The following is a 21,457-nucleotide window of genomic DNA, read 5'->3' as shown; positions in this document are numbered from 1 at the left end:
GATGAACCAGCGATTCTTCTAACCGTTGCGGTTAAAACGCGATTCCATATTTTGATGCACAACGCCAATATTTGCCACATTTTTCGACATAAAAAAGTCCCGAAAAATGGGACTTTCAGCGGGACCGGCCTGGATCAGGCCATCCGCCGCCGTGGCACTTTTGCCGCGATCAGCAGCAATGCCGCGAGTGAAACGGCCAGCAAGATCAGCGAAAGTGCCGATGCCGGCAAGTAATAACCGCGATTCACCTGCCCGACCACCACGATCGGCACGGTGGCGAAACCCGGCGGATAAACGGTCAGCGTCGCGCCCAGTTCGCCGAGCGACAACGCGAATCCCAACGCAAGGCTCGCGCGGATCGCGGGGACAAGCTGCGGCAGGACAACGCGCGAGAGGACCATTGAAGGCGGCGCGCCGAGGCTTGCAGCGGCTTCTCGCAAGATGGTCAGTTCGGGGCGCAGCGCGGCGGCCGCGCATCGATAACAAAACGGCAGCACAAGCGCGAGCTGCACAAGCACGACGATTGCCGCCGACCCCGATATATCCAGCGGTTTCTTGTGATACGCAATCAACACGGCAAGGCCGAGCACGACGCTCGGCACGCCATTGGGCATCATCGCGATGGTGTCGACCCACGCGCCCACGCCGCGGCGGTCACGGCCTTCCAGCGCAAGCGCCAGCCACAGGCCGAGCACCGTACCCAACACTGCGACGCCGAAGCCGACTTCGAGGCTCGTGGTCAACGCATCGAGATCACTTCCGCCCAAACGTTCGAACCAGCGCATGCTGAAACCATCGGGGAAGATGGTTCCCGACCAGTGCGACGCCACGCTGGACAGCGCCACCACGATCACCGGCAGCACGAACAACCAGAAGCAGAGCAGTGCGGCAAAAACCGTGAATATCCACCCGCCGATCCGCTTCAGCGAATACGGCTTCGACGTGCTTGCGGGCAGCGTAAATTCAGTTGCCATTGCGGCCTCCCGTGCGTCGATTGACCCGTCTATACAGCGCGTACAACGAGAGTGACATCGCAAGCATCACGACCGCGCCGGCGGCGGCCGTCGGCAAGTCGAGATCGACCGTAGCCGAGCTATAAATGGCCATTGGCAAGGTAATCAGATGTGCGCTGCCGAGCACCAGCAGAATGCCGAATTCGTTGAGCGTCAGCAGAAAACAGAGGATTGTGCCTGCGGCAATACCGGGCCACGCGAGCGGCAGGATTACCTTGAACGCAACCATCCAGCCGTTCGCGCCAAGGCTCTTGGCGGCTTCGATCAAGCGCATGTCGAGCGTCGCGAACGACGCCAGCGTGGGCCGCACGACGAACGGCGCGTAGAACACGACCTCCGCGAGAATCACGCCGCCAATACCGAACAAGAAGTTGAGCGGCGGGTCCTGCGTGTTGAAAAGCCGCTGCAAGCCGATGCTCACCGACCCCTGCGAGCCATACAAAAAGATCAGCGTGAACGCCACCAGGAACGACGGGAACGCGACGAATAATTCGAGGAACCGCGTGACCAGTTTCGCGCCCGGGAATGGCTTGAAAAACAGCATGGCCGCGAGCAGCACGCCGAGCAATGAAGCGAGTGTCGCGCTGGCAAAGAGAATGCCCAGCGTTGTGCCAATCACCCCGCTAGTCTCAGGATTGCTGAAGAACGCGGTGTAGGCATGAAAGCTCATGCCATGCGCACCGCTCACGCTGAGGATCAGGAGTTGCAGCAGCGGATAGATGACCAGCGGGCCGAGTACGACCACGAGAATGAACCACAAATGCCACTGTGCCAGGCGTTCGCGACGCCGCTTGGCCGCGGTATGCGCAACGTCGTCGACTACGTGTTCACTCACTGATAAGGACGACATCGTCAACCTCGTGGCGTAGGGAAACGCGCGCGCCCTTCACGGGCATCGGGCCGTGGGCACGCTGCATGGTGACCAGCACGGGTTGATCGGGCAGCGCGTCTAGCATCACCGATACCGACAACGCCGCGCCGTACCACTCCACTGAAGCGATGGTGCCATGCAGTTGAGCATCGCCGAGCGGCACGATCTTGAGGCACTCGGGGCGCACGCACGCTACATGCTCGCGATCGTCGTGACGGGCATCGCCGATGGGAAACATGATCGATGGCGGCAACAAATTCGCCGCGCCAAGATAGCGCGCGACGAACGCGTCCTTCGGGTTGTCGTAGAGTTCGCGCGGCGTGCCGAGTTGCGCAATGCGGCCATCGCGCATCAGCAATGTGCGGTCGGAAAGCACCAGCGCGTCGTCCTGATCGTGCGTCACGCAGACAATAGTCAGGTTCGGCAAACGCTCATGCAACGCCTTGAGTTCGGTACGTACGGAGGCGCGCAGGTTGGCATCAAGTGCGGATAGCGGCTCGTCCAGCAGCAGCACATCCGGCTCGATCACCAGCGCGCGCGCCAACGCAACGCGCTGCTGCATGCCGCCCGACAGCTGCGCGGGCATCACATGCCCAGCGTCGCCGAGTTGCACGAGTTTGAGTGCATCGGCTACCCGCCGTGCGATCTCACCGGCTTTCAAGCGCCGCGCCCGCAAACCGAACGCGACATTGTCGTACACCGACAAATGCGGAAACAGCGCGTAACTCTGGAACAGCAAGCCGAGATTGCGCTTGAACGGCGGCACGTGCGTGAGGTCCCGCCCCGCCACCGTCAGCGTTCCCGCGAGCCCGTCCGCTTCAATAAAGCCTGCTATAAACCGCAGCAACGTGGTCTTGCCGCAGCCGCTACGGCCGAGCACGGTGAGCAATTCCCCGCGCTCGATAGTCAGCGACAGATCGTCGAGCACCGTGCGCGTGCCGAAGCGCACGCTCAAGCGGTCGATACGCACGCCGCCGTGCGCGTGCTGATTTGAATCCACGGCGGGAACTTCGCGAGCGGCCGGAGCCAGCGTCAAAGTGTTCACGGTTCGCATCCTTGAAAGGCTGGTGGAAACAGGACGAGCCCGAAGGTCTAAATTAGCAACGGCTTAAGACTTCGGCTTGACGACTTCGAGCTGTTTGTCCGAGTTGCCGATCACGTCGTTTTTCCAGCGCGTCGTCCATGCGGCCTTCTTCTCCATCACCTGGTTCCAGTCCACCGGAATCAGCTTCACGCCCGCGATCGCCTGCTTGACCGTTTCGCCATTCTTGCCTGCCAGCGGCACGTCGGTACGGCCCGGAATACCGTAGATATCCGGTACCTTCGCCTGCACTTCCTTCGACATCAGGTAGTCCACCAGCTTCTTGCCTTCAGCCTGGTTCGGGCCGCCCTTGATCAGGCCGATTGCGTAGGGCAACTGGAACGTCGTCGGTGCGTCGCCCGGCTTGGCCGACAGGAAGACCGGCTTGAGCGAGAGGCCGCCGTTGGTCGAGTCGTCCAGGTCCATCTGCAAGTCGCCGTTGGCGAATGCGATCTCATTGCGCGAGAGCAGGACGTCGAGATAACCCGTGCCCTTGGTGTGGAATTTTGCGCTCTTTTCCAGATTCTTCAGGTAGTCGAACGCTTTGTCTTCGCCCATCAGTGCGCTCGTCAGGATGATCACGGCCATGCCGTCACCCGCGGTGGCCGGATTCGAATACGCAATCTTGCCGCTGAAGTCGGGATGCAGCAGATCAGCAAAGGTCTTCGGCGCGGTCTTCGTGATTTCCGGGTTGATCGCGAACGAGAAATAGTTGTTCACGAAGGTCGCCCAGGCGCCGTCCGGCGCTTTCGCGATCGCCGGCACGTTCGCGTAGTTGACGCTCTGGTAGGGCTGCAGCAAGCCGGCTTGCGACGCCTGCTGGATGAACGGCGGCAACGTGACGAGCACGTCCGCTTTCGGCGAATCCTTTTCCACCGTCGCACGATTCACGACTTCCCCGCTACCCGCGATCACGATGTTGACCTTCACGCCTTCCTTCTTTTCAAAGGCCGGCAATACGTCCTTGTACAAGTTTTCCAGGCCGTCGGCGCTGTACAGCACGACTGCATCGGCGGCGAAAGCCGGCACGGTCACAACGCTCGCGAAAGCGGCAACGGCGAGTGCCGGCAACACGCGCTTTGCAAAACGGGATGCGGGGAAGCGATTTTTTGTCATGGTGCTTGTTTCTCCGGGAAGGCGGATACGACCAGATGGCGTGAGGTTAGATGCACGTTTTCTTGCACGTTTTTCTAAACATCGGCTCGACTCTTCTTTCGTCCGATGCGTCCGATGATTCATTGGTGCAGCGTTCCAGGATTTCAGTCCGCCGGCAACCCGAACGAAGGATCACAGAACTTCATGACAGCGACGTGACGATGCCACATTTTTCCAACAAAGACCACATTTCGCCAAAATTCCGACGTAGACTATTTCAGACCTGCCGCAGGAGACTTAAGCGTCGACCGAAGTCGACCAAGCCGTCGAAGCGGTGCCTGAAGCTATGAATGGAGGAAACCGTGATCAACGGAAGCGACCCGATTTTACTGACCCCCGGCCCACTGACTACATCGCCTGCCACCCGCCAGGCGATGCTGCGCGACTGGGGTTCCTGGGACGCAGCTTTCAACCGGATGACAAGCGATATCTGCCGCGACCTGCTTGCCATCGTGTCCGGTCAAAAAGATTTCGTGTGCGTCCCCATGCAAGGCAGCGGCACATTTTCGGTGGAAGCCGCGCTCGGTTCGCTCGTGCCGCGCGACGCCGTGGTGCTCGTGCCAAACAACGGCGCATACTGCACGCGCTTACTGAAAATACTGGAGCGGCTGGGGTTGGCGTCGATCGAGTTGAAGTTTCGCGATGACGAACCGGCCAGCGTCGCGCGGATCGAGGAAGCATTTCGCCGCGAGCCGCGCATCACGCATGTGGCGCAGGTGCATCTGGAAACGAGCGCGGGCTTGCTGAACCCGCTCGATGAGATCGCGGCGTTGTGCAAGCAACATGGCAAGAGCCTGATCGTCGACGCAATGAGTTCGTTCGGCGCATTGCCTATCGATGTATCGAAGGGGGGAATCGACGCCGTGATTTCCGCCAGCGGCAAGTGTCTCGAAGGCGTTCCGGGGATGGGTTTCGTGATCGTACGGCGCGCGTTGCTGGAAGCGTCGGCGGGCATTTCGCGGTCTCTTGCGCTCGATCTCCACGATCAATACGCGTACATGCTGAAGACCACGCAATGGCGCTTTACGCCGCCAACGCATGTAGTCGCCGCGTTGCGCGCGGCGCTCGATCAGTTCATCGACGAAGGCGGTCAGCCGGCTCGCGGCGCGCGGTATAAACGCAATTGCGCCGCGTTGATCGACGGCATGGCGTCGCTCGGTTTCAAGCCGTTCCTGGACGCCGCGGTGCAAGCGCCCGTGATCGTCACGTTCCATGCGCCGCGCGATCCGTCCTACGATTTCAAGCGCTTTTATGAAGCCGTCCGCGATGCGGGTTATGTGCTTTATCCCGGCAAGCTGACGGAGGTGGAGACGTTCCGCGTGGGGTGCATCGGGGCTATTGATGCGAACGAAATGTACAACGCGGTCGCGGCAATCGGGCGGGCGCTCGACGCGCTGAAAGTGGGCATGACGGACCTGACGCCAGCGTGACTTCACCGCGCGAACACGCACAGTGCCGGCTTTCAGGCGATCATCAATTCCGGCCCGCGCGCGGCGATGGCGCGGCGCATGGCTTTATCGGGCGCGACTTCCGTGATCACATAACGCGCCTTCTCGAAGTCGCGGATACGCACGGGCGTGACGTTGCCGAACTTCGAGTTGTCCGCAACGATAGCCGCTGCGCTCGCCGCCAAAATCATGCGGCTGCGTACTTCGGCGGCCAGGCGCGAGTAGTCGGTCAGGAAGCCTTCCGGCGTGATCGCGCCCGCGCCGACAAACGCAAAATCCACGTGGTACTGCGAGAGTTGCTGCACGGTGTCGAGCCCGAATACCGCGTCCTCATGGTCGGAGAGCTCACCGCCGAACAGCGTGACCTTGTTGTCGTTGCGGCGACCGAGCAGCAGCGCGATGCGCCAGTCGTTGGTATAGACCACCAAGCGGTGCCGGTCACCCAGTGCACGCGCGACAGCTTGCGTCGTGCTGCCCGAGTCGATGATCACCGACGCGCCGTCGGGGACGAGTTGGGCAGCCCGCTCGCCGATCGCACGCTTCGCGGCGGCGTTCGCCGCTTCGCGCACATCGAGGTCGGGCTCGCGACGGTCATTGGACAGCGCGCCGCCGTGGGTGGTCGCGATCAGGCCGCGTTCGGCGAGTGCGTTGAGGTCGCGGCGGATGGTCTCCCGCGACACGTCGAGCGCACGCACGAGTTCGGCGACCGACAACGCGCCGTTTTTCGACAGCTCCGACAGGATGTATTGATGACGTTGTTCGGCGAGCATCGAGTGCGGCCGGGCATGCCGGCAATGAATGAACAAGCAAAGGAATAACCACGGGACCGCGCGTATTGTAGTACGCGAAGGGCCGTCATACGGATGACCATGACAACAACACTCACTCCCCTTCATACCGATGTCGCGATTGTCGGCGCGGGCATTCTCGGGCTGGCGCATGCGTATGCGTTCGCCAAACGCGGCTTGCGCGTCACCGTATTCGAGCGCAGCGGCACGCCGGTTGGTGCGTCGATCAGAAATTTTGGCATGGTGCTGGTGACCGGCCAGCCGCCGGGCGCAATGCATGCGCTTGCGCAGGCATCGCGGAAAATATGGCTCGACTGGGCGGCCGGTGCGGCGTTGCATGTCCGGCGTTCGGGCTCGCTCATGTTTGCGCGCAGCGCGGCCGAAGTGCAGCTTATGGAAGCGTTCGCCGCAACCCGTGCCAAAGAAGCGGGTTACGACGCCGCGTTGCTTTCCCGCGCCGCGCTCGATGATCTCTACGATGGCCGCTTCCAGAAACATCGCGCGGCACTCCATGGGCACGCTGATTTGCAGGTGTTTTCGCGCGAAGCGGTGCCTGCGTTAATCAGTTACTTGCGGCTTGTGTTCAACGTGGATTTTCGCTTCGGGACGCTCGTGCAGGATGTAGATGGCGGGCGGATCGAGACGACAGCGGGTCAGTGGCGCGCGGAGCACGTGGTGGTTTGCGCGGGACACGACTATTTGTCGTTGCTCGCGCCGCAAATCGCCGGGCTTGAGCCGCGCGTGTGCCGTTTGCAGATGCTGCGCGTACGGCCAACCACACCTTTCACCCTCGATCACGCGGTGCTGACCGGACTGAGCTGCCTGCATTACGGTGCGTTCTCGGACCTTCCCGAAGCCGCCGCGCTGCAGGCTGAAGTGGCAACGCGCGCACCCGAGTTGCTTGAGCACGGTATCCATCTGCTGGCGAGTCCGACGCCTCGAGGCGACCTGATCGTCGGCGATTCACACGATTATGGCGATGATCCGTCGCCCTTCAATGCGCAGGCTATCGATGACATCCTGCTCGGTCTGGCCGAGGACACGCTCGGCGGCACGCTGCGGGTCGTCGAGCGGTGGCAAGGCGTATATGGCGCGCGCACCGGGATGTCGGACGCACCGTTTTCTGTTCTGCGCGCCGCGCCCAATGTGACCGGTGTGTTCATGCATAGCGGCGTGGGCATGAGCGTCGGACCGGCGCTGGGTGAGCGCGTCGTCAGTCATTTGATCGACGGGGCGGCGCTGCCCACGGCGTGACAACTTGTCGCAGAGACGTGTCCGGGCGGTGCGAGGCCCCGGCATCAAGGGGCTTCCCTTGGGGCTTCCCTTGGGGGCTTCCCTACCCCTAAGCCACGTCATTTAACCAGCGGCAAGAGTCTGTTTCCTCGCTGCATGGCAATGAGGGCGCTCGCGCCCGGTAACATCGACGCCTGTTCTTTTATGCGACTGCGCTGGGTGTTCAACGATGAGCTACAAGAAAGGCATTGTCCTGGAGATTCAGTTTCCGCCCGAGCGGTTGAATGACGGGGCGGGAGACCCCTACTGGATCGACCTGACACTCGACGAAGCCCGCCGTCTCCACGACCAGCTTGCGAGACGTTTCGCAATCGATACGCAAGCCAACGAACCGCTAGACACCTTCACCATGGAGTGACTTGGGTCCCGGCGTTCTCACGACCCATTACAAGTAGGGCTCGACAAGTTGCGGAAACGGTTCGGCCAGTCGCCCGACATGGCCGCCTGTGCCGCTGCCAGCGGCATATCGCCCGTACACACGCAGCGCTTCAGAAACACCGCCAGCCGCTCCTTGCGGCGTTGCCCGGCACGCCCGTCCCAGCGGCGGATGTCGAGGTTCGCGGCGGCGGTCGGCGAACCGCCAAGCAGGATCGGCATGCGGTGATCGAGCGCGTAGTCCGATGCAGTCTTCGGGTCCACATGGCGCTGAGTCAGCAGTTGTTCCTTCTGGTGCTGCAGGGTGTCGAAGGGCGGCAAGACATCGTCGGCATAACCGGGACGGCAGATCGTGTCCACAATGGTCGTCTGGGTCACGCGCGGATCAAGCAGCTCGGCTTTTTGCGCGTGCGCCGGCATACCGCCGGCGGACAGCGCGAGCAGGAACCAGACAGTGGCAACGCGCCGGCGACCATGGCGGCGGTAACGATGATGCGGAGAAAACCTTCTATTCATTCGGCGATCGGGCCGCGCCGGAGACGCGACGGCCATATGTCGGAGCGAGAGGAGGGGCTAATTAAAACACATGCGCGTTCCCGGAACGGAATCGTCATTAATCACGGCGGTGGAATGACCCGTGCGGTCGACGCCAGTCGATGGCTAGGCGGCTATCTGCGTGCTTAGGCAGTGTGCTGCTCGAGCGCCGTCTTGAGCGCGATTGCTTCATCGACGAAATGCGCATAGGCCGCGCGGATTGCCGCGGTGTCGTAGCCTTGTCCTGGCTTGAGCGCGCATGCACGCTGCAGGCTCAGGCAGGCGTCGGAGAAAGACGTGGCGCCGATCACGAACGCCGCTCCCTTCATCCGATGCGCCAGTTCGAGCAGACGATGGAAATCGCCCGATGCGAACGCCCTGCCCGCTTCCTCCAGATCCTGGCGGTTCGCCGACAGCATTGCATCGATCAGGGCAGCGGCTTGATCACCGAAGCCGTTGACCTGGTCTGCGTCGAAACGCGGGGCCGTGGACGGAGGAGCCGAGTCTGGTTCAGCAACTGCCGGTTGAGCCGGTTCAGACGCTGTGTCCGAGGCGTTATCGGATGTGGTGTCTAGTTGCCCCGGAGAGGAAAGGGACATGCTGTATGCGGCTGAAACGGCCCTGCAGACCGCTCTGTTCGCCGGGAAGTTTTGAGTGGGGCCATAGGTATCGGAATGAACATGGCCTGGCGCGAGGGATCTCGCAGAACCAATCGATGCGGTCGACACATGCATGGGTGATGCACCCACAACGCGATCGAAGAAGGCTCTGCTCGGCGCCGCGGCCTTCGACTCTCGCTCATCGTGCATGGCAAGCACCAGCGCGCGGCCCAGCGCGTCGAGCCCAAGAGGCTTGACGAGGCACAACGTCATGCCGGCGTCGAGCGCTTGAGTAACCGCCTCGGGTTGAGCATTCGCGGTCACGCCGATGATGGGTGTCGGCTTTGGCCTGGCGTTCCTACGCGTCAACGTTGGCATCGGTTCACGCTCGAGTTCACGCTCACGAATTGCGCGCGCGAGATCCTCGCCGCTCATCGTGGGCATCGAACAATCGGTCAGGATCAAGTCGAACGAAGTGCTCTCCTGCCGCCGCCGCTCCCAGCGCGCAAAAGCATCTACACCGTCATTCGCGGTTTCAATCACGCAGCCAAGCGTTTTCAACTGGCTCGCCAGCAGGATGCGATTGGCGGGATGATCGTCGACAACGAGTACATGCAGACCGAGCAAGTCATGTGTATCGAGAGCAAGCGTGAGTGCTGGCGCTGCCGTGTTCAACGGCGGGCGGGCTACAGGAAACCGTACCCGCGCGGTAAAGCGGCTTCCCTGTCCAGGCTTGCTGGACAATCGGATCGTGCCACCCATCATGGTCATCAAGCGGCGGCAGATGGTGAGGCCCAAACCGGTGCCGCCAAAACGGCCGGGCCGCTCTTGTCGCGCCTGCGCGAAGGGCGCGAACAGCAACGCTTGCTGATCCGCCGCGATACCGATGCCGGTGTCGGAGACCGCCATTAAGAGTTCGCGATGCGCGCCAGCATTGCCTTGCTTCACGGCCCCGATCGCATACTCGAGCGTCACGTGTCCCGCATCCGTAAACTTGATCGCATTCGACAACAGGTTGCCCAGCACCTGCCGCAGGCGCAGCGCGTCGGCCATCACCCAAACGTGCTCGTGCTCCTGACGGCCACGCGCGCGCACCACGAGCGCGACGCCTTTGCTGCGCGCCGCCGGCTCATAGATCGCCGCCACGCCTTTCACCCACTCAGCAAATTCCAGCGGCGCCGACGTCAACACCAGACGCTCTGCTTCGATCTTCGCCATGTCGAGAATATCGTCGATCATTCCAAGCAGGTCATGCGCCGCCTGATGTGCCGTCCCGAGCGCCCGCTGCGTCGATGCGCGGTCCCCCGGGCTGCGCAATTCGAGTTCGAGAAGTCCGAGCACGGCGTTCATCGGCGTGCGGATTTCGTGGCTCATGGCAGCGAGGAAGATCGACTTCGCGCGGTTCGCGGTTTCGGCTTCTTCCTTGGCCGCGCGCATCGCCTGTTCGGCCGCACGCCGGCGTGCGATCTGCGCTTTCAACGACACGCCCCAGCCGATCAGCAATGCCAGCAGCGCCGCCCCCAGCAGCGCCCCAAAAATGACTTGCGGACGCCGCCGCTCCCACTGGCTATCCGGGTGCTCGACCAGCATCCAGCGGCGGCGGATCGCGTCGAGCTCTGTCGGCTGCATGTGTTCGATCGCGCGGTTCATGATTTCCAGCAGCATCGGCTGATCACGCGCGATGAGAAAACCGTGCTGCACATGCTGATCCGAAAACGCGCCCGTGATGACGAGCTTGTTGCGATACGGATTGCCGACTGCATAGTTGGCGAAGGTCAGGTCGATGATGGTGGCATCGGCCTGGCCGTTCACCACGGCGTCGAACTGGCCATTGATCGGCGATGTCTCGACAATACGCACCGAAGGCATGCGCTCGCGCAACATGCTCATGAGCGCATGATTACGCCACAGCGCAACGCGTTTGCCCGCCAGCGCATGCGCGTCGCGCAGCGGCTCCGCTCCCGTGCGCGTCAGGATCACAAGCACGCCTTCGCCATACGGTTTGCTGGGCGCGAACTGCGGCGGAATGTCGCCGGCGCTCAGCCCGTAGGCGATCAGGCTCGCGCGGCCATCGCTCAGGTCATCGGTCACACGCTCTGTCGAACTGCGCAGGCGGCCTTCGAAGTTAAGGCCCGTGAGCGCGCCAATGGCGCCAAGCATATCGACCGCCAGACCCGCGGGCTTACCGCTTGCATCGCGGAATGTCATGGGCGCAGCGTCTGCATACATGGAGTAGTCGATCACCGGATGCGCGGTGATCCACGCTCGTTGCGCATCGCTCAACATAAGTGGCCGGTTGAACGTCACCGCGGCGGCGGCAGACCACCGCGCCCGCACCTCCAGCAGAAAGCGCGGCGGCAGCGCGGCGAGCGCCGCATCCACACGTTGACGCTGCAAGTCACCGGCGGAGTCGGCGGCGAAGGCGAAGCTGTAGCCGGCTTCGTCGAATGCGGCAAAGCCCGGGATGGTGAGGCTCACCAGGTCCAGATGATCGATCGTGTAACCCGTCGTGGCGAGGTCTCCCACAAACGCGTCCGCGTCGCCGAGTGACACAGCCAGCAGCGCACTCAGCGTGTCGCGATAGCCCACGGCGCGCAGCGCGGGATAAGCATCGCGTAGCCGTTGCGCCGACGTTTGCTGCTCGACATAAGCAACACGTCCTGTACGACGGCCCTCGATGCGCCGTTCAACGAAGACTTGCTTGGTCACAACATAAGGCCGGCTATAACGCAGCGCCGGTCCTGCGTCATTGCCGGTCGCACTGGTCGCGGCATCGATCCGATGATGGCGCAGCGCGTCCATCATGGCGGGACGGTCAGGAAAGGTCCGCCATTCAAGCGGCCTTTGCAACGCAATGGCCACGCGTTGCGCGAAATCGGCAGAGACACCGCGAACGCGCAAAGCGGAATCATCTGGATCGTTCATTTCCATTGGCGGCAACGCGCCCGGAACCGCGCCCACGATAAACGGCCTGGGCGTTGCGGCATTGACTGCAATGGACAGTGCCAGCGGGCACGCGAAGACGATTATCTGATGCAACGCAGTGATGCTACGTGTCGCGACGTGAGTCCTTGCGTGTGTTCTTGCGTGTGTCCTTAGCCAACTCATAACGTGATTGCCTGCGCACGACGCTAGACGCGTTCTTGAAAGGAGCGCCAGTGTCGCAAATACCAGCAACCACGCCAATTGGCGATTTGAAACGATCAGTCTGCCTAAATGAAACAGTCACGTTGACAAGCTAGCGATCAGGCTAACGTTCACGCTGGTGATTGCTAGCGTTGAGTCGCTGACAAAACCGTAAGCCTGGTCATTAACCGTGCGGTTAATTTGTCAGCATTCGCACCGCTGCAGTGCATTTATCGATTCATTATTGCAAGACACACAAAACTATTTCGACAGATACACAGCTAATGCATCAACACTTACTTACCTACACTTCATTGTTGAGATTGTTCAGCATGACCTCATTGGTCCTGGAACGAACTCGACACACACAAGAGAGGAGATTCCATCATGTTCAAGTCACTGGTTCCCGCAATCGTGCTTGCTTCCGCGCTAGGCGCACCGGCATTCGCTTATGCGCAAGACGCGGACTCGGTAAGCCGCGCTTCAGTCAAGGCCGATCTTGTTCGGATAGAGCAGTCCGGCTATAACGTAGAAGGCGATCACGCCACCTACCCGGCGCAGACCCAGGCAGCGGAGCAACGCGTGCAAGCGAACAGCGGAGTCGTGGCAACGTCGTACGGTTCACCGACCGATAGTTCGTATGCCGCCGGCGCGCGCAGTACTCCAATGGCGCAACCCGCGTCGACACGTTCGGTGTATTTCGGGCATTGAACGCCGGCACCAATGATTCGAGTGCCTCAGAGAAAAATTAACGCGTTAGTTAAATTGCATTGATGAAAGGAGCCGCTACATAGCGGCTCTTTTTGTTTCGGTCTCACCAGCAGCACTTCATGAATAAATCGGCATACCGCCGCGCCCGTCTCAGCCCATCCCTCGAAGCATCCGCTAGCTGTTCCCTGACAGAAACTTATTTCGCCGCTAACATTCGGCAAGGTTCTGTTGCCGTGTCCAATCAGCTCGCTTATTGCGAAACCAGACACATCAGTGTCACATCGCTTGAGGGGCTATCCGGGCTACGCAATATTCGACCTGATCGACGTAAGCATGCTCGTTCGCTTTTCCCCATGTATTTTGTATCGCCCGTATCAAGCCGTCTTTTTCATTTAGTTGTGGCTTAAGTCTTCGCTATTAGTAAAACGCTCCACCCGTGACCATCCGCTATCAACTTTCAGTCGATGGTATTTCCGGCGGGCAGCGCAGGTATGTCTTTCGGTCTTCCTGACTAAAGCCATGCATGCACGCACCGCCTGCCTGCTCATTCACTCGCGCAAGAGGACACACATGAAGACGAAACTCATCGCAGCGCTACTTGCAGCAGCGCTCGCTCAAGTCGCCCTTCCTTCGCAGGCGCAAGTTGCCGGCTCGCAGACGCTCGGCATCAGCGTGGAGGAATCCACAGCCATCCTCGGCGGCTGGAGTGTCAAGAAATCCATCCTTAACAAGCCGGTTGTCAATGAGAACGGCGACCGGGTCGGCGTGATCCACGACATCATCGTGGCGCCGGACAAGGCGGTGTCGTTTGCGATTGTCGCGGCCAGCCAGTTCGCCGGCGTCTCGCATCACGACGTCGCCATTCCTATCGAGCAACTCGATATAGTCGGCGGCAAGATCGTATTGGCTGGAGCGACGAAGGCAGCAATCAAGGCGCTGCCGGAGTTTGAATACGCGAAGATGCCCGCAACGCCGAAGCCGCGCGCGGATTTCAACGATCATCATTGATGCATCATTGATGAGATGAAAGTTTGCTGCGGCACTCGACGCCGCAGCAAACCGTTCACGTGCCGTGTGAACCGGGCGAGTTCAGCCCGGCAGCTTGGAGGCCAGTACATCGACTTTCATGATCTGCGGCGGCGAGGCGAACAAATCGCCCGCCTTCGCCATCAGCGCCTCGGCCACCTTGCCGGACAGATGTGCATCGCGGCCGGCTTCATCGGGGAAGGCATCGAAGATGCCAAACGTGCTTGCACTCAGCTGCAGCGCGAACCACGCGGTCGTCGCAGGCTCTTGCTCGACTAGCGCAAGGCCGCCAAGCAGGAACGCCTCGACCTCTTTCTCCTTGCCGGGTTTTGCTTCTAACCGGACCCACAATGCTGTCTTGACCATGTCATCCTCCGCGGATTCCTGTTGCACACCATGACGGGCAACGCCCGTGTCACCCCCGTGCCACCCATTACGCCGGCACGCTCTCCGCCTTCTCAGCCCGCGCCCATACGCGATGTTTCGACATCGCCGCGATAAACGCCTTCATCACCTTCTTAGTGTCGCTGCCTACGCTGATGCCTTCGTCACCAGTTGGCAGATGCGCGGCCGCCAGCACGTCCTCGCCGTCGCCCACCGCGCCAATCGCCTTCAGATGCTTGAACGATTCCAATACGTAGTGCCGGGCATCGCCGGATTCAGACAGGAGCTTCGCACTCGCCGCGCCGCCTGCTACCACCACGCCGTCGAACATGATCGATGGCAACGCGAGAATGGTGGCATCGACTTCCACGCCGTCGCCCAGGGTGCCTAGCTGCGGCGCGATCACCTTCGCATGTGCACCTTCGGCCGCCAGCGCGTCCTTGATCGCCTTGATGCTGGCGATATCCGCACCCTTCGCGGCTAGGATGGCGACCTTGCGCGTCTTCACCGACGGTTTGGCCTTCGCGACAAGGCTCAACGCCGGCGACGCAGCCAGCGACGACTTGCCCAATTCCGCCGCGCCGGCGCTCGCTTTCGGCGCCGGCAAGCCGAGGTTATCGGCAACACGCGCACAGAGTTCGCTGTCGATATTCGCCAGGATCCCCAATTGCCGCTCGCGGATAAACTTGCGCTCGACCTTGCTGAGCTCGAACGAATACGCACCCACGATGTGATCCTTTTCCGGCTTCGTCATGCTGTTCCAGAACAGCGTGGCTTGCGAATAATGATCGGCGAAGGACTCGCTGCGCTGACGGATCTTCACGGCATCCACGCGTTCCGGATAGGTCTCGAAACCACCGCCAATTGCCGCTGGTTCGGTTTCCTTTGGCCAGCCGCTATCGATGGAATTAGGTTCATACGAAGCCTGTCCGCGATTCACCGTCATCCGGTGTTTCGCGTCGCGCTGGTTGTTGTGCATCGGCGCAATGGTGCGGTTAATGGGGATCTCGTGGAAATTCGGACCACCGAGGCGGCTGATCTGCGTGTCCGTGTACGAGAACAAACGCCCTTGAAGCAGCGGATCGTTCGAGAAGTCGATACCCGGCACAATATGCCCCGGACAAAATGCCACCTGTTCCGTTTCCGCGAAAAAATTATCCGGATTGCGGTTCAGCGTGAGCTTGCCGAGCATGGTGATCGGCACGGTTTCCTCGGGAATGATCTTGGTCGGATCGAGCAGATCGAAGTCGAACGAGTGTTCGTCGTCCTCTTCCACAATCTGCACGCCCAGCTCCCATTCCGGGTAGTCGCCCATGTCGATCGCTTCCCACAAATCGCGCCGATGAAAATCCGCATCCTTGCCGGCCAGCTTCTGCGCTTCGTCCCACAAGAGTGAAGCCGAACCAATGGTCGGGCGCCAGTGGAATTTCACGAACCTCCCCTTGCCCTCTGCATTCACCAGACGAAACGTATGGATACCGAACCCTTCCATCGTGCGCAGGCTGCGCGGGATCGCGCGGTCGGACATGGTCCACAGCACCATGTGCGCGGACTCCGGCACAAGCGAGACGAAGTCCCAGAATGTGTCGTGCGCCGAGCCGCCCTGCGGCATTTCGTTATGCGGTTCAGGTTTGACTGCATGAACGAAATCGGGGAACTTGATCGCGTCCTGAATGAAGAAGACAGGCATGTTGTTGCCGACCAGGTCGAAGTTGCCTTCGTCGGTGTAGAACTTGACGGCGAAACCACGCACGTCGCGCACGGTGTCTGCCGATCCACGTGAACCTTGCACCGTCGAGAATCGTACGTACACCGGCGTTTCTTTATTCGGATCCAGCAAGAAAGCCGCTTTCGTCAGGTCCGTATGCGCCTTGTACGGCTTGAACACGCCATGCGCGGCCGAACCGCGTGCATGCACGATACGCTCCGGAATCCGCTCGTGGTCGAAGTGCGTGATTTTTTCACGCATGATGAAATCTTCGAGCAGCGAGGGGCCGCGAGGACCGGCTTTGAGCGTGTTTTGATTATCGGAAACCTTGACGCCCTGGTTGGTCGTCAGCGCTTGATTCGTCGCGTCCGAGCGGAACTGCTCAAGACTGTCGAGCTTGGGGTTGGTATTGTTTTGTGACGGTGTGCGCGCAACTGCGCTGGTGTTGTTCGACGGCGCGGCGGCGCCCGCATTCTTCTTCGAGGTCGGCATTGGGGAAACTCCAGAGTGCAGTTGAAGTGGCGCATTTCACATACGCTCGTTCGTCCGTTCGCAACTTGTGTTCCCGCCAATGCCGTGCCTGAAGACGTACCTGAAGACGTCCTTCAGACCCTCGCTAAATCATTGCTCGCTACCTTGCTGCGATCTTGCGTTGCTGCAATGCGCGAATCCGGCCCATGGCTTCGTGGTCGGTAGTCGCTGCCTGATACATCTTCGCGAGATCCGCCTTCAATTGCGTGCGCGAACCGCCGTCGAGATAAATCATGTGGCCCGACGGATAGAAGTTCGCCGTCAGATTTTCCCGGACGGTTTTATCGATGAGCGGCATTTCCTGCAGGTCGATGATCGTCTGGTAGAACGGCGTCACGAAGTCGTAGAAACCATTCGCTGACAACACCTTCAAATCAATATTCAGCGCCATCACCGCAGCCAGATCGCCGGCCGTGTAGAGAATGATGTTGCCCTGCGCGTCCATCCCTTTCTCGGCGCCGGTCGGATCCTTGTGATGAAAATCCCAGTTGGCAAAAGCCTGGTCGTTGAGGTCCGTGAACGAAGACGTGGACGTGAACTTCAATTTCTCGTTCAGGTACTCGTTCCACATCGCCGTGTACACGCCTGTCACCGCGGTCATGGTGGGATCGTTGCCGCCGGAGTTCGGATCGATCTTGCCCGCAATCCCCGTTGAAATAGCCGTCACGCGACCATCGTAGGAACCTAGCGCCTCGCCTTTTGACTTCAGCAGCGTGGTGAGAAAGAGCGAGTTGCCGCGGCTGTCGTAGGACGCCACGTCGAGACTCCATGCAATCAGCGTAGCTTTGTCGATGCCCGTGTATTCGGACAGCTTCTCCACGGTGTCGTTGTCCGTCTGCGGGAATTTTCGCAGTGCCGCAATGTAATCCGTCCGCGAGAATTGCGCGACTTCCTCGGCGAACGTCAGCAGATCCGTGGGCCGCGGATGCACACCCAGCTTTTTATGAAACCAGGCATCGGCGGCGGCGGTCGGCAACGCGCCCACCGGATTGCCGGATTGCGTGTAGTCGAGAATCGATGACTGCAGCGTGATGCCGTTCAGGTCGACGCCGTCTTCATGCAAGAGGTACGCGAGCACACAACTGCGCGCCGTGCCGTACGACTCGCCATATAGAAATTTCGGCGAATTCCAGCGATTGTTTTTTGTCAGGAAGCGCTTGATGAATTGCTTGAGAGAATTCGCGTCCTGATCGACGCCCCAGAAATCGCGATTCTTGTTCGGTGCAATGGCCGCCGAATATCCGGTGCCAACCGGGTTGATGAAAACCAGGTCGCTCTTGTCGAGCAAGCTGTCCGGGTTGTCCTCCATCTGGTAGGGCGCGGGCGGCGTGAACGCAGGCGTGGAGGTCTTGATGCGTTGCGGCGCGAAGGACCCTAGCAGCACGAATACCGACGACGACCCCGGTCCGCCGTTATAGAAAAACGTGACCGGGCGCGATTCTTCGGTCTGGTTATCCTGCGTAAATGCAACGTAGAACAACTTGGCGTCCGGCTTGGAACTGCTTGGATCGACGATCACAAGATGCCCGGCCGTCGCCGTGTAATCGATCGTCTTGCCGCCTATGACGGCCGAGTGATGCGTAATGGCGGCGCTTTCATCGGTCTGGGTCGCATCGATGGAATCATCGGGACCGTTGCCGTAAGCGGTGGGATCGAAGTAAGGCTGATCCGCCCCGGATGAAGCCCCGGATGAAGGCGGAGTTGAAGAGGGGGTTGAAGACTTTTTCGCCGCTGAACTGGAGTTCGTCATGATTGCTCCTTTGCCGGTGTTGTTGGAGTTCTTGCCTGGCCCATCGTCATCGCACTGTCAAAACTGAACCAATCAACCTGAACCGCTACTTCAGCGCAGCCGAGACTGTTGCGCCGTCCGGGCTGCCGAGCCCCGTACACGCGTCCCATCCCGCTGCCGCCTCGAAGCTGCCGTTATTTCCCTTCGTGATGTCATGTCCCGCGGTCTTCGCGCCGTACAGCTTGGGGTTGAGGAAACCCGCCGGGTTGCCCGCCGCCGCGTTGATCCGGGCGATCAGCCCCGCCCATAGCGGCGCGACCGCGCTCGTGCCGCCCACGACAGTCTGCGTCCCGCCAATGATCACATCGTAGCCGGTGATCGGCGACGCGTCGCCTGCAACATCGGGTACACCGCGTTTGGTCAGCGCCGATTTCCCGCCGCTGGCCCGCGTAACGCTCAAGCCTTTCTGCCAGACCGGCAGCGCAAACACGGCGCTCACGCCGCCGCCGGTTGCGCCACCCTGGTCGCCGTCGTTCCACACGACTTCGCTGCTGATGCCGCTCTTCGTCGCCCGCAATTGCGTGCCGCCACACGCGAGCACATACGGGCTGGAGGCCGGGAAATCGACGGTGTCCTGGCCGCCTGCGGCGCCGTCGCTGGAGCCGCTGTCGCCGGAGGCCACGCACACGGTCACGCCCAGTGCCGCGGCCGATTGCAGGACTTCATCGAAGGCGTTTTGCGATTGCGGCGTCCAGTTGGTTTCCGGGCCGCCCCAACTGATCGAGATGACCGATGGTTTGTTCGTATCGTCGTGGATCGCGCGGTTCACGGCGTCGATAAACCCCGCGTCGCTGTTGGCCGTGAAATACACCGCGATAGTCGCGCCCGGCACGATCGCGCCAATGATTTCGATGTCCAGCGTCACCTCGCCGTCCGGCCCGTTCGGATTGCCTGTCGGCGAGTTCTTGGCCTGGTCGACGCCGACTGAAACCACGTTCGGCTTGCCCACGCCCAATTGCGAAAAATAGGCGCTCAGGTCGCTTTCGCTATACCCGCCGCCCAGTTCGATGATGCCCACGCACTGGCCGCTGCCGTCGCCGCTCGGGAAGTCGTAGAGCTGCGCGAGATCAAGCGGCGTGTACGAGGTGCTGGATTCGCTGCGCGCCGTCTGGAACGGCGGCCGGAAGCGGAAATGCGGGCGCGCCTGCGGGCGGCTGTCCAGACCCAGCACGGCGGTCACCGTGTCCTTCATATCGTCCGGCACGTTCACAGGTCCCGTGCGCCCGCGATACTCGCCTATCGCATGATGTTCGAAGCGCTCGAGCTTGACGCCGAAGGCCGCGCTGAACTGGGCGATGGTGCCCGACAGCACCACGCTGCGCGAGCCTGCATCGGCGCGGACTACGCTCAGACTGTGCGCCTTCGCGAACGCTTCGGTCTTGGCGACATCCGCAGCCGATGCTCCGAAGCGTTTGGCAAACTCATCGCGGGAAACCGGCTCGGCATCGGCCGCGCCGGTATTGATCTTTTGCATCAACTGGGTGAATTCGCCTTCGTTTTGCCGCCGAAGCATCACTACTACTTCGATCTGTTCGTCCGGATTGCATGCGCCGAGGCAACGTGCGCCCTCGGGTTGCGACTTGTCGCTGCCGGCTATCGGATGCTTGCTCATGGCTTGTGGCTCCTGGCTGGTACGGAAAAATTCGTGTCGCGCGGATTCAGGTTCGAGATGATCTCTGCTTGGCTCAAGGCTCAAGGCTCAAGGCTCATGCACAGGTCTCGGCTCATGCATCTTGCTCAAGCCTCCTATCCGACACCGCGCGACGGGTGCAGTTCCAGCATAGGCAAACGATTGCCTTCTGCTTATGCCTCGGGCGGCGAAGGACTGTCAATTCGGCATCGCCCCCGCTTTTGGGCTTGATTCGGGATAGATCACGGTGCCGTCGGATTGCGGCAAGGCGTGTAGCGTGAGCGTCGCGTGCGTGACTTGATGCGCTCCCATGATGTGCAGCACGGTCTCGCCTCGCGCGAGCAGATAATCCGCCACGATCCGCCGATGACATCGCCACCACACGGCTTCCGAGCACATGATCGCGCAACGCTGTGCGTGGCCGAGGTCCAGAAGGTCCTGCAGCGCGTCGCGGAAAGGTTCGCTCAATGCGTAATCGGCGTAATTGCGGAACGCCGGATGAGTCCAGTAGGCGTTCGGCGATGGTGAGTCAGTGTTGCGCTTGCCGCGCCGGCCGCCCAACGCCGGACTATGCACGTAGGCAATAGCGTCGGCACTCAGCGAAGCCGGCAAGGTGTCCTGGTTGAATTGCGGATTGGTCCGCGATCGGGGAATGCTGCGGACATCGACTAGCGTGTTTATCGCGTTTTCTCTCAGCAAGCCGATAAATTCCGGCAGCGGACGCGTCGAATGACCAATAGTGAAGAATGGCAGGTTCATCGGGTGGTCTATAGGCCCGGTCTTCAGGGCCGGTCTTCAGGATATTCCCGCCGTCCGTCGCCGGACAGCCAAGGCTCGCGGCGGATGCACCAGAGTTCATACGATGGATCGAGGAAACCGGTTTCGTCGAAGGCGCCAATCGGCAAGTCGATTTCATCATTGTTGACGTACGCCATATACGCAACCGACCCGCAGACCGGGCAGAAATGGCGGCGGGCATCGACTGAGCTTTGCCAGGCTTTGGTCACGCCCGACATGGTGACCTGCTCCTCGGCGTACACCGCGTACGCGCCAAACGCTGACCCATGCACGCGGCGGCATGTCATGCAATGGCAAAGACCCACGCGATTCGGCGCCGCCGTCGCCGTGAAGCGCCATGCTCCGCACGCGCAGCCTCCTTCATGCCGAACTTCCTGACCGGTGTCCTGAATCATGTCGTTCATTTCAGTCTCCCTATAATCTGGTATCTGTTATCTACTACTGGCATGCAGGATCTCGTCACCCTGGCAGCAGCGGGCATGGCAACAATCTTAGTAGCAATGTTAGTGGCAATCCGCGTGGTAGCAACCGGCGCGCCGCATCGGTTTGGCGACGTGCAAAAAGGCGCGATTTTGCTACGATGACACCCCCACGAGA

18 protein-coding genes are annotated in these 21,457 nt (G+C 60.9%); 5 read left to right on the top strand and 13 right to left on the bottom strand.

The window, feature by feature from the left end:
• Window positions 1-134: 134 nt before the first annotated feature.
• The 4 genes from phnV to phnS form a co-directional block, all read right to left on the bottom strand.
• The gene (phnV, locus tag ACMX25_RS08575; RefSeq protein WP_414949248.1) at window positions 135-974 is read right to left on the bottom strand and encodes a 2-aminoethylphosphonate ABC transport system, membrane component PhnV; all 840 of its coding nucleotides are present in this window, start codon (window positions 972-974) and stop codon (window positions 135-137) included.
• The gene (locus tag ACMX25_RS08570) at window positions 964-1,863 is read right to left on the bottom strand and encodes a 2-aminoethylphosphonate ABC transporter permease subunit (RefSeq protein WP_414949246.1); all 900 of its coding nucleotides are present in this window, start codon (window positions 1,861-1,863) and stop codon (window positions 964-966) included. Before ACMX25_RS08570 ends, phnV begins: the two co-directional genes overlap by 11 nt.
• Complete coding sequence (gene phnT / locus ACMX25_RS08565; RefSeq protein ID WP_414949245.1) at window positions 1,841-2,929, bottom strand: 2-aminoethylphosphonate ABC transport system ATP-binding subunit PhnT; 1,089 nt, start codon at window positions 2,927-2,929, stop codon at window positions 1,841-1,843. Before phnT ends, ACMX25_RS08570 begins: the two co-directional genes overlap by 23 nt.
• Window positions 2,930-2,992: 63 nt before the next feature.
• A complete protein-coding gene (gene phnS / locus ACMX25_RS08560) occupies window positions 2,993-4,081 on the bottom strand; it encodes a 2-aminoethylphosphonate ABC transporter substrate-binding protein (protein ID WP_414949244.1) in 1,089 nt (362 codons plus the stop codon).
• Between the two features lie 329 nt (window positions 4,082-4,410).
• Between phnS and ACMX25_RS08555 the strand changes: the two genes are divergently transcribed.
• The gene (locus tag ACMX25_RS08555; RefSeq protein ID WP_414949243.1) at window positions 4,411-5,550 is read left to right on the top strand and encodes a 2-aminoethylphosphonate--pyruvate transaminase; all 1,140 of its coding nucleotides are present in this window, start codon (window positions 4,411-4,413) and stop codon (window positions 5,548-5,550) included.
• 32 nt (window positions 5,551-5,582) lie between these two features.
• Here the strand turns inward: ACMX25_RS08555 and ACMX25_RS08550 are convergent, their stop codons facing one another.
• Window positions 5,583-6,338 (bottom strand): DeoR/GlpR family DNA-binding transcription regulator, encoded by a 756-nt coding sequence (locus ACMX25_RS08550; RefSeq protein ID WP_414949241.1) that lies wholly within the window; start codon window positions 6,336-6,338, stop codon window positions 5,583-5,585.
• 87 nt (window positions 6,339-6,425) lie between these two features.
• Between ACMX25_RS08550 and ACMX25_RS08545 the strand changes: the two genes are divergently transcribed.
• Window positions 6,426-7,610, top strand: a complete 1,185-nt coding sequence (locus tag ACMX25_RS08545; RefSeq protein ID WP_414949387.1) for a TIGR03364 family FAD-dependent oxidoreductase — start codon at window positions 6,426-6,428, stop codon at window positions 7,608-7,610.
• Window positions 7,611-7,818: 208 nt separating this feature from the next.
• Window positions 7,819-8,007 carry a hypothetical protein gene (locus tag ACMX25_RS08540; RefSeq protein ID WP_414949240.1) on the top strand — a complete coding sequence of 63 codons (189 nt, stop codon included), beginning with the start codon at window positions 7,819-7,821 and terminating at the stop codon, window positions 8,005-8,007.
• Window positions 8,008-8,024: 17 nt separating this feature from the next.
• On the opposite strand, the gene ACMX25_RS08535 is transcribed toward ACMX25_RS08540, so the two are convergent.
• Both ACMX25_RS08535 and ACMX25_RS08530 read right to left on the bottom strand, forming a co-directional pair.
• Window positions 8,025-8,540, bottom strand: a complete 516-nt coding sequence (locus ACMX25_RS08535; RefSeq protein ID WP_414949239.1) for a hypothetical protein — start codon at window positions 8,538-8,540, stop codon at window positions 8,025-8,027.
• Between the two features lie 164 nt (window positions 8,541-8,704).
• Window positions 8,705-12,196, bottom strand: coding sequence for an ATP-binding protein (locus tag ACMX25_RS08530; protein WP_414949238.1), 3,492 nt, complete (start codon window positions 12,194-12,196; stop codon window positions 8,705-8,707).
• A gap of 474 nt (window positions 12,197-12,670) precedes the next feature.
• On the opposite strand from ACMX25_RS08530, the gene ACMX25_RS08525 reads away from it, so the two are divergent.
• Window positions 12,671-12,994 carry a DUF4148 domain-containing protein gene (locus ACMX25_RS08525; RefSeq protein WP_414949236.1) on the top strand — a complete coding sequence of 108 codons (324 nt, stop codon included), beginning with the start codon at window positions 12,671-12,673 and terminating at the stop codon, window positions 12,992-12,994.
• A gap of 570 nt (window positions 12,995-13,564) precedes the next feature.
• The gene (locus ACMX25_RS08520) at window positions 13,565-14,002 is read left to right on the top strand and encodes a PRC-barrel domain-containing protein (RefSeq protein WP_414949234.1); all 438 of its coding nucleotides are present in this window, start codon (window positions 13,565-13,567) and stop codon (window positions 14,000-14,002) included.
• 81 nt (window positions 14,003-14,083) lie between these two features.
• Here the strand turns inward: ACMX25_RS08520 and ACMX25_RS08515 are convergent, their stop codons facing one another.
• From ACMX25_RS08515 to ACMX25_RS08490, 6 genes are all read right to left on the bottom strand, one after another.
• Window positions 14,084-14,386 carry a putative quinol monooxygenase gene (locus tag ACMX25_RS08515; protein ID WP_414949233.1) on the bottom strand — a complete coding sequence of 101 codons (303 nt, stop codon included), beginning with the start codon at window positions 14,384-14,386 and terminating at the stop codon, window positions 14,084-14,086.
• Window positions 14,387-14,453: 67 nt separating this feature from the next.
• Window positions 14,454-16,604 (bottom strand): catalase HPII, encoded by a 2,151-nt coding sequence (gene katE, locus ACMX25_RS08510; RefSeq protein ID WP_414949232.1) that lies wholly within the window; start codon window positions 16,602-16,604, stop codon window positions 14,454-14,456.
• Between the two features lie 139 nt (window positions 16,605-16,743).
• Window positions 16,744-18,393 (bottom strand): S10 family peptidase, encoded by a 1,650-nt coding sequence (locus ACMX25_RS08505; protein ID WP_414949231.1) that lies wholly within the window; start codon window positions 18,391-18,393, stop codon window positions 16,744-16,746.
• An 85-nt stretch (window positions 18,394-18,478) separates the two neighbouring features.
• Window positions 18,479-20,044, bottom strand: coding sequence for a S53 family peptidase (locus ACMX25_RS08500; RefSeq protein ID WP_414949230.1), 1,566 nt, complete (start codon window positions 20,042-20,044; stop codon window positions 18,479-18,481).
• Between the two features lie 216 nt (window positions 20,045-20,260).
• The gene (locus tag ACMX25_RS08495) at window positions 20,261-20,821 is read right to left on the bottom strand and encodes a DUF488 domain-containing protein (protein WP_414949228.1); all 561 of its coding nucleotides are present in this window, start codon (window positions 20,819-20,821) and stop codon (window positions 20,261-20,263) included.
• A gap of 23 nt (window positions 20,822-20,844) precedes the next feature.
• The gene (locus tag ACMX25_RS08490; RefSeq protein ID WP_414949227.1) at window positions 20,845-21,264 is read right to left on the bottom strand and encodes a GFA family protein; all 420 of its coding nucleotides are present in this window, start codon (window positions 21,262-21,264) and stop codon (window positions 20,845-20,847) included.
• Between the last annotated feature and the right edge of the window lie 193 nt (window positions 21,265-21,457).

The organism is Caballeronia eucalypticola (assembly GCF_047608185.1).
Classification (GTDB): Bacteria; Pseudomonadota; Gammaproteobacteria; order Burkholderiales; family Burkholderiaceae; genus Caballeronia.
This window is presented reverse-complemented; position numbering and strand designations above follow the sequence as displayed.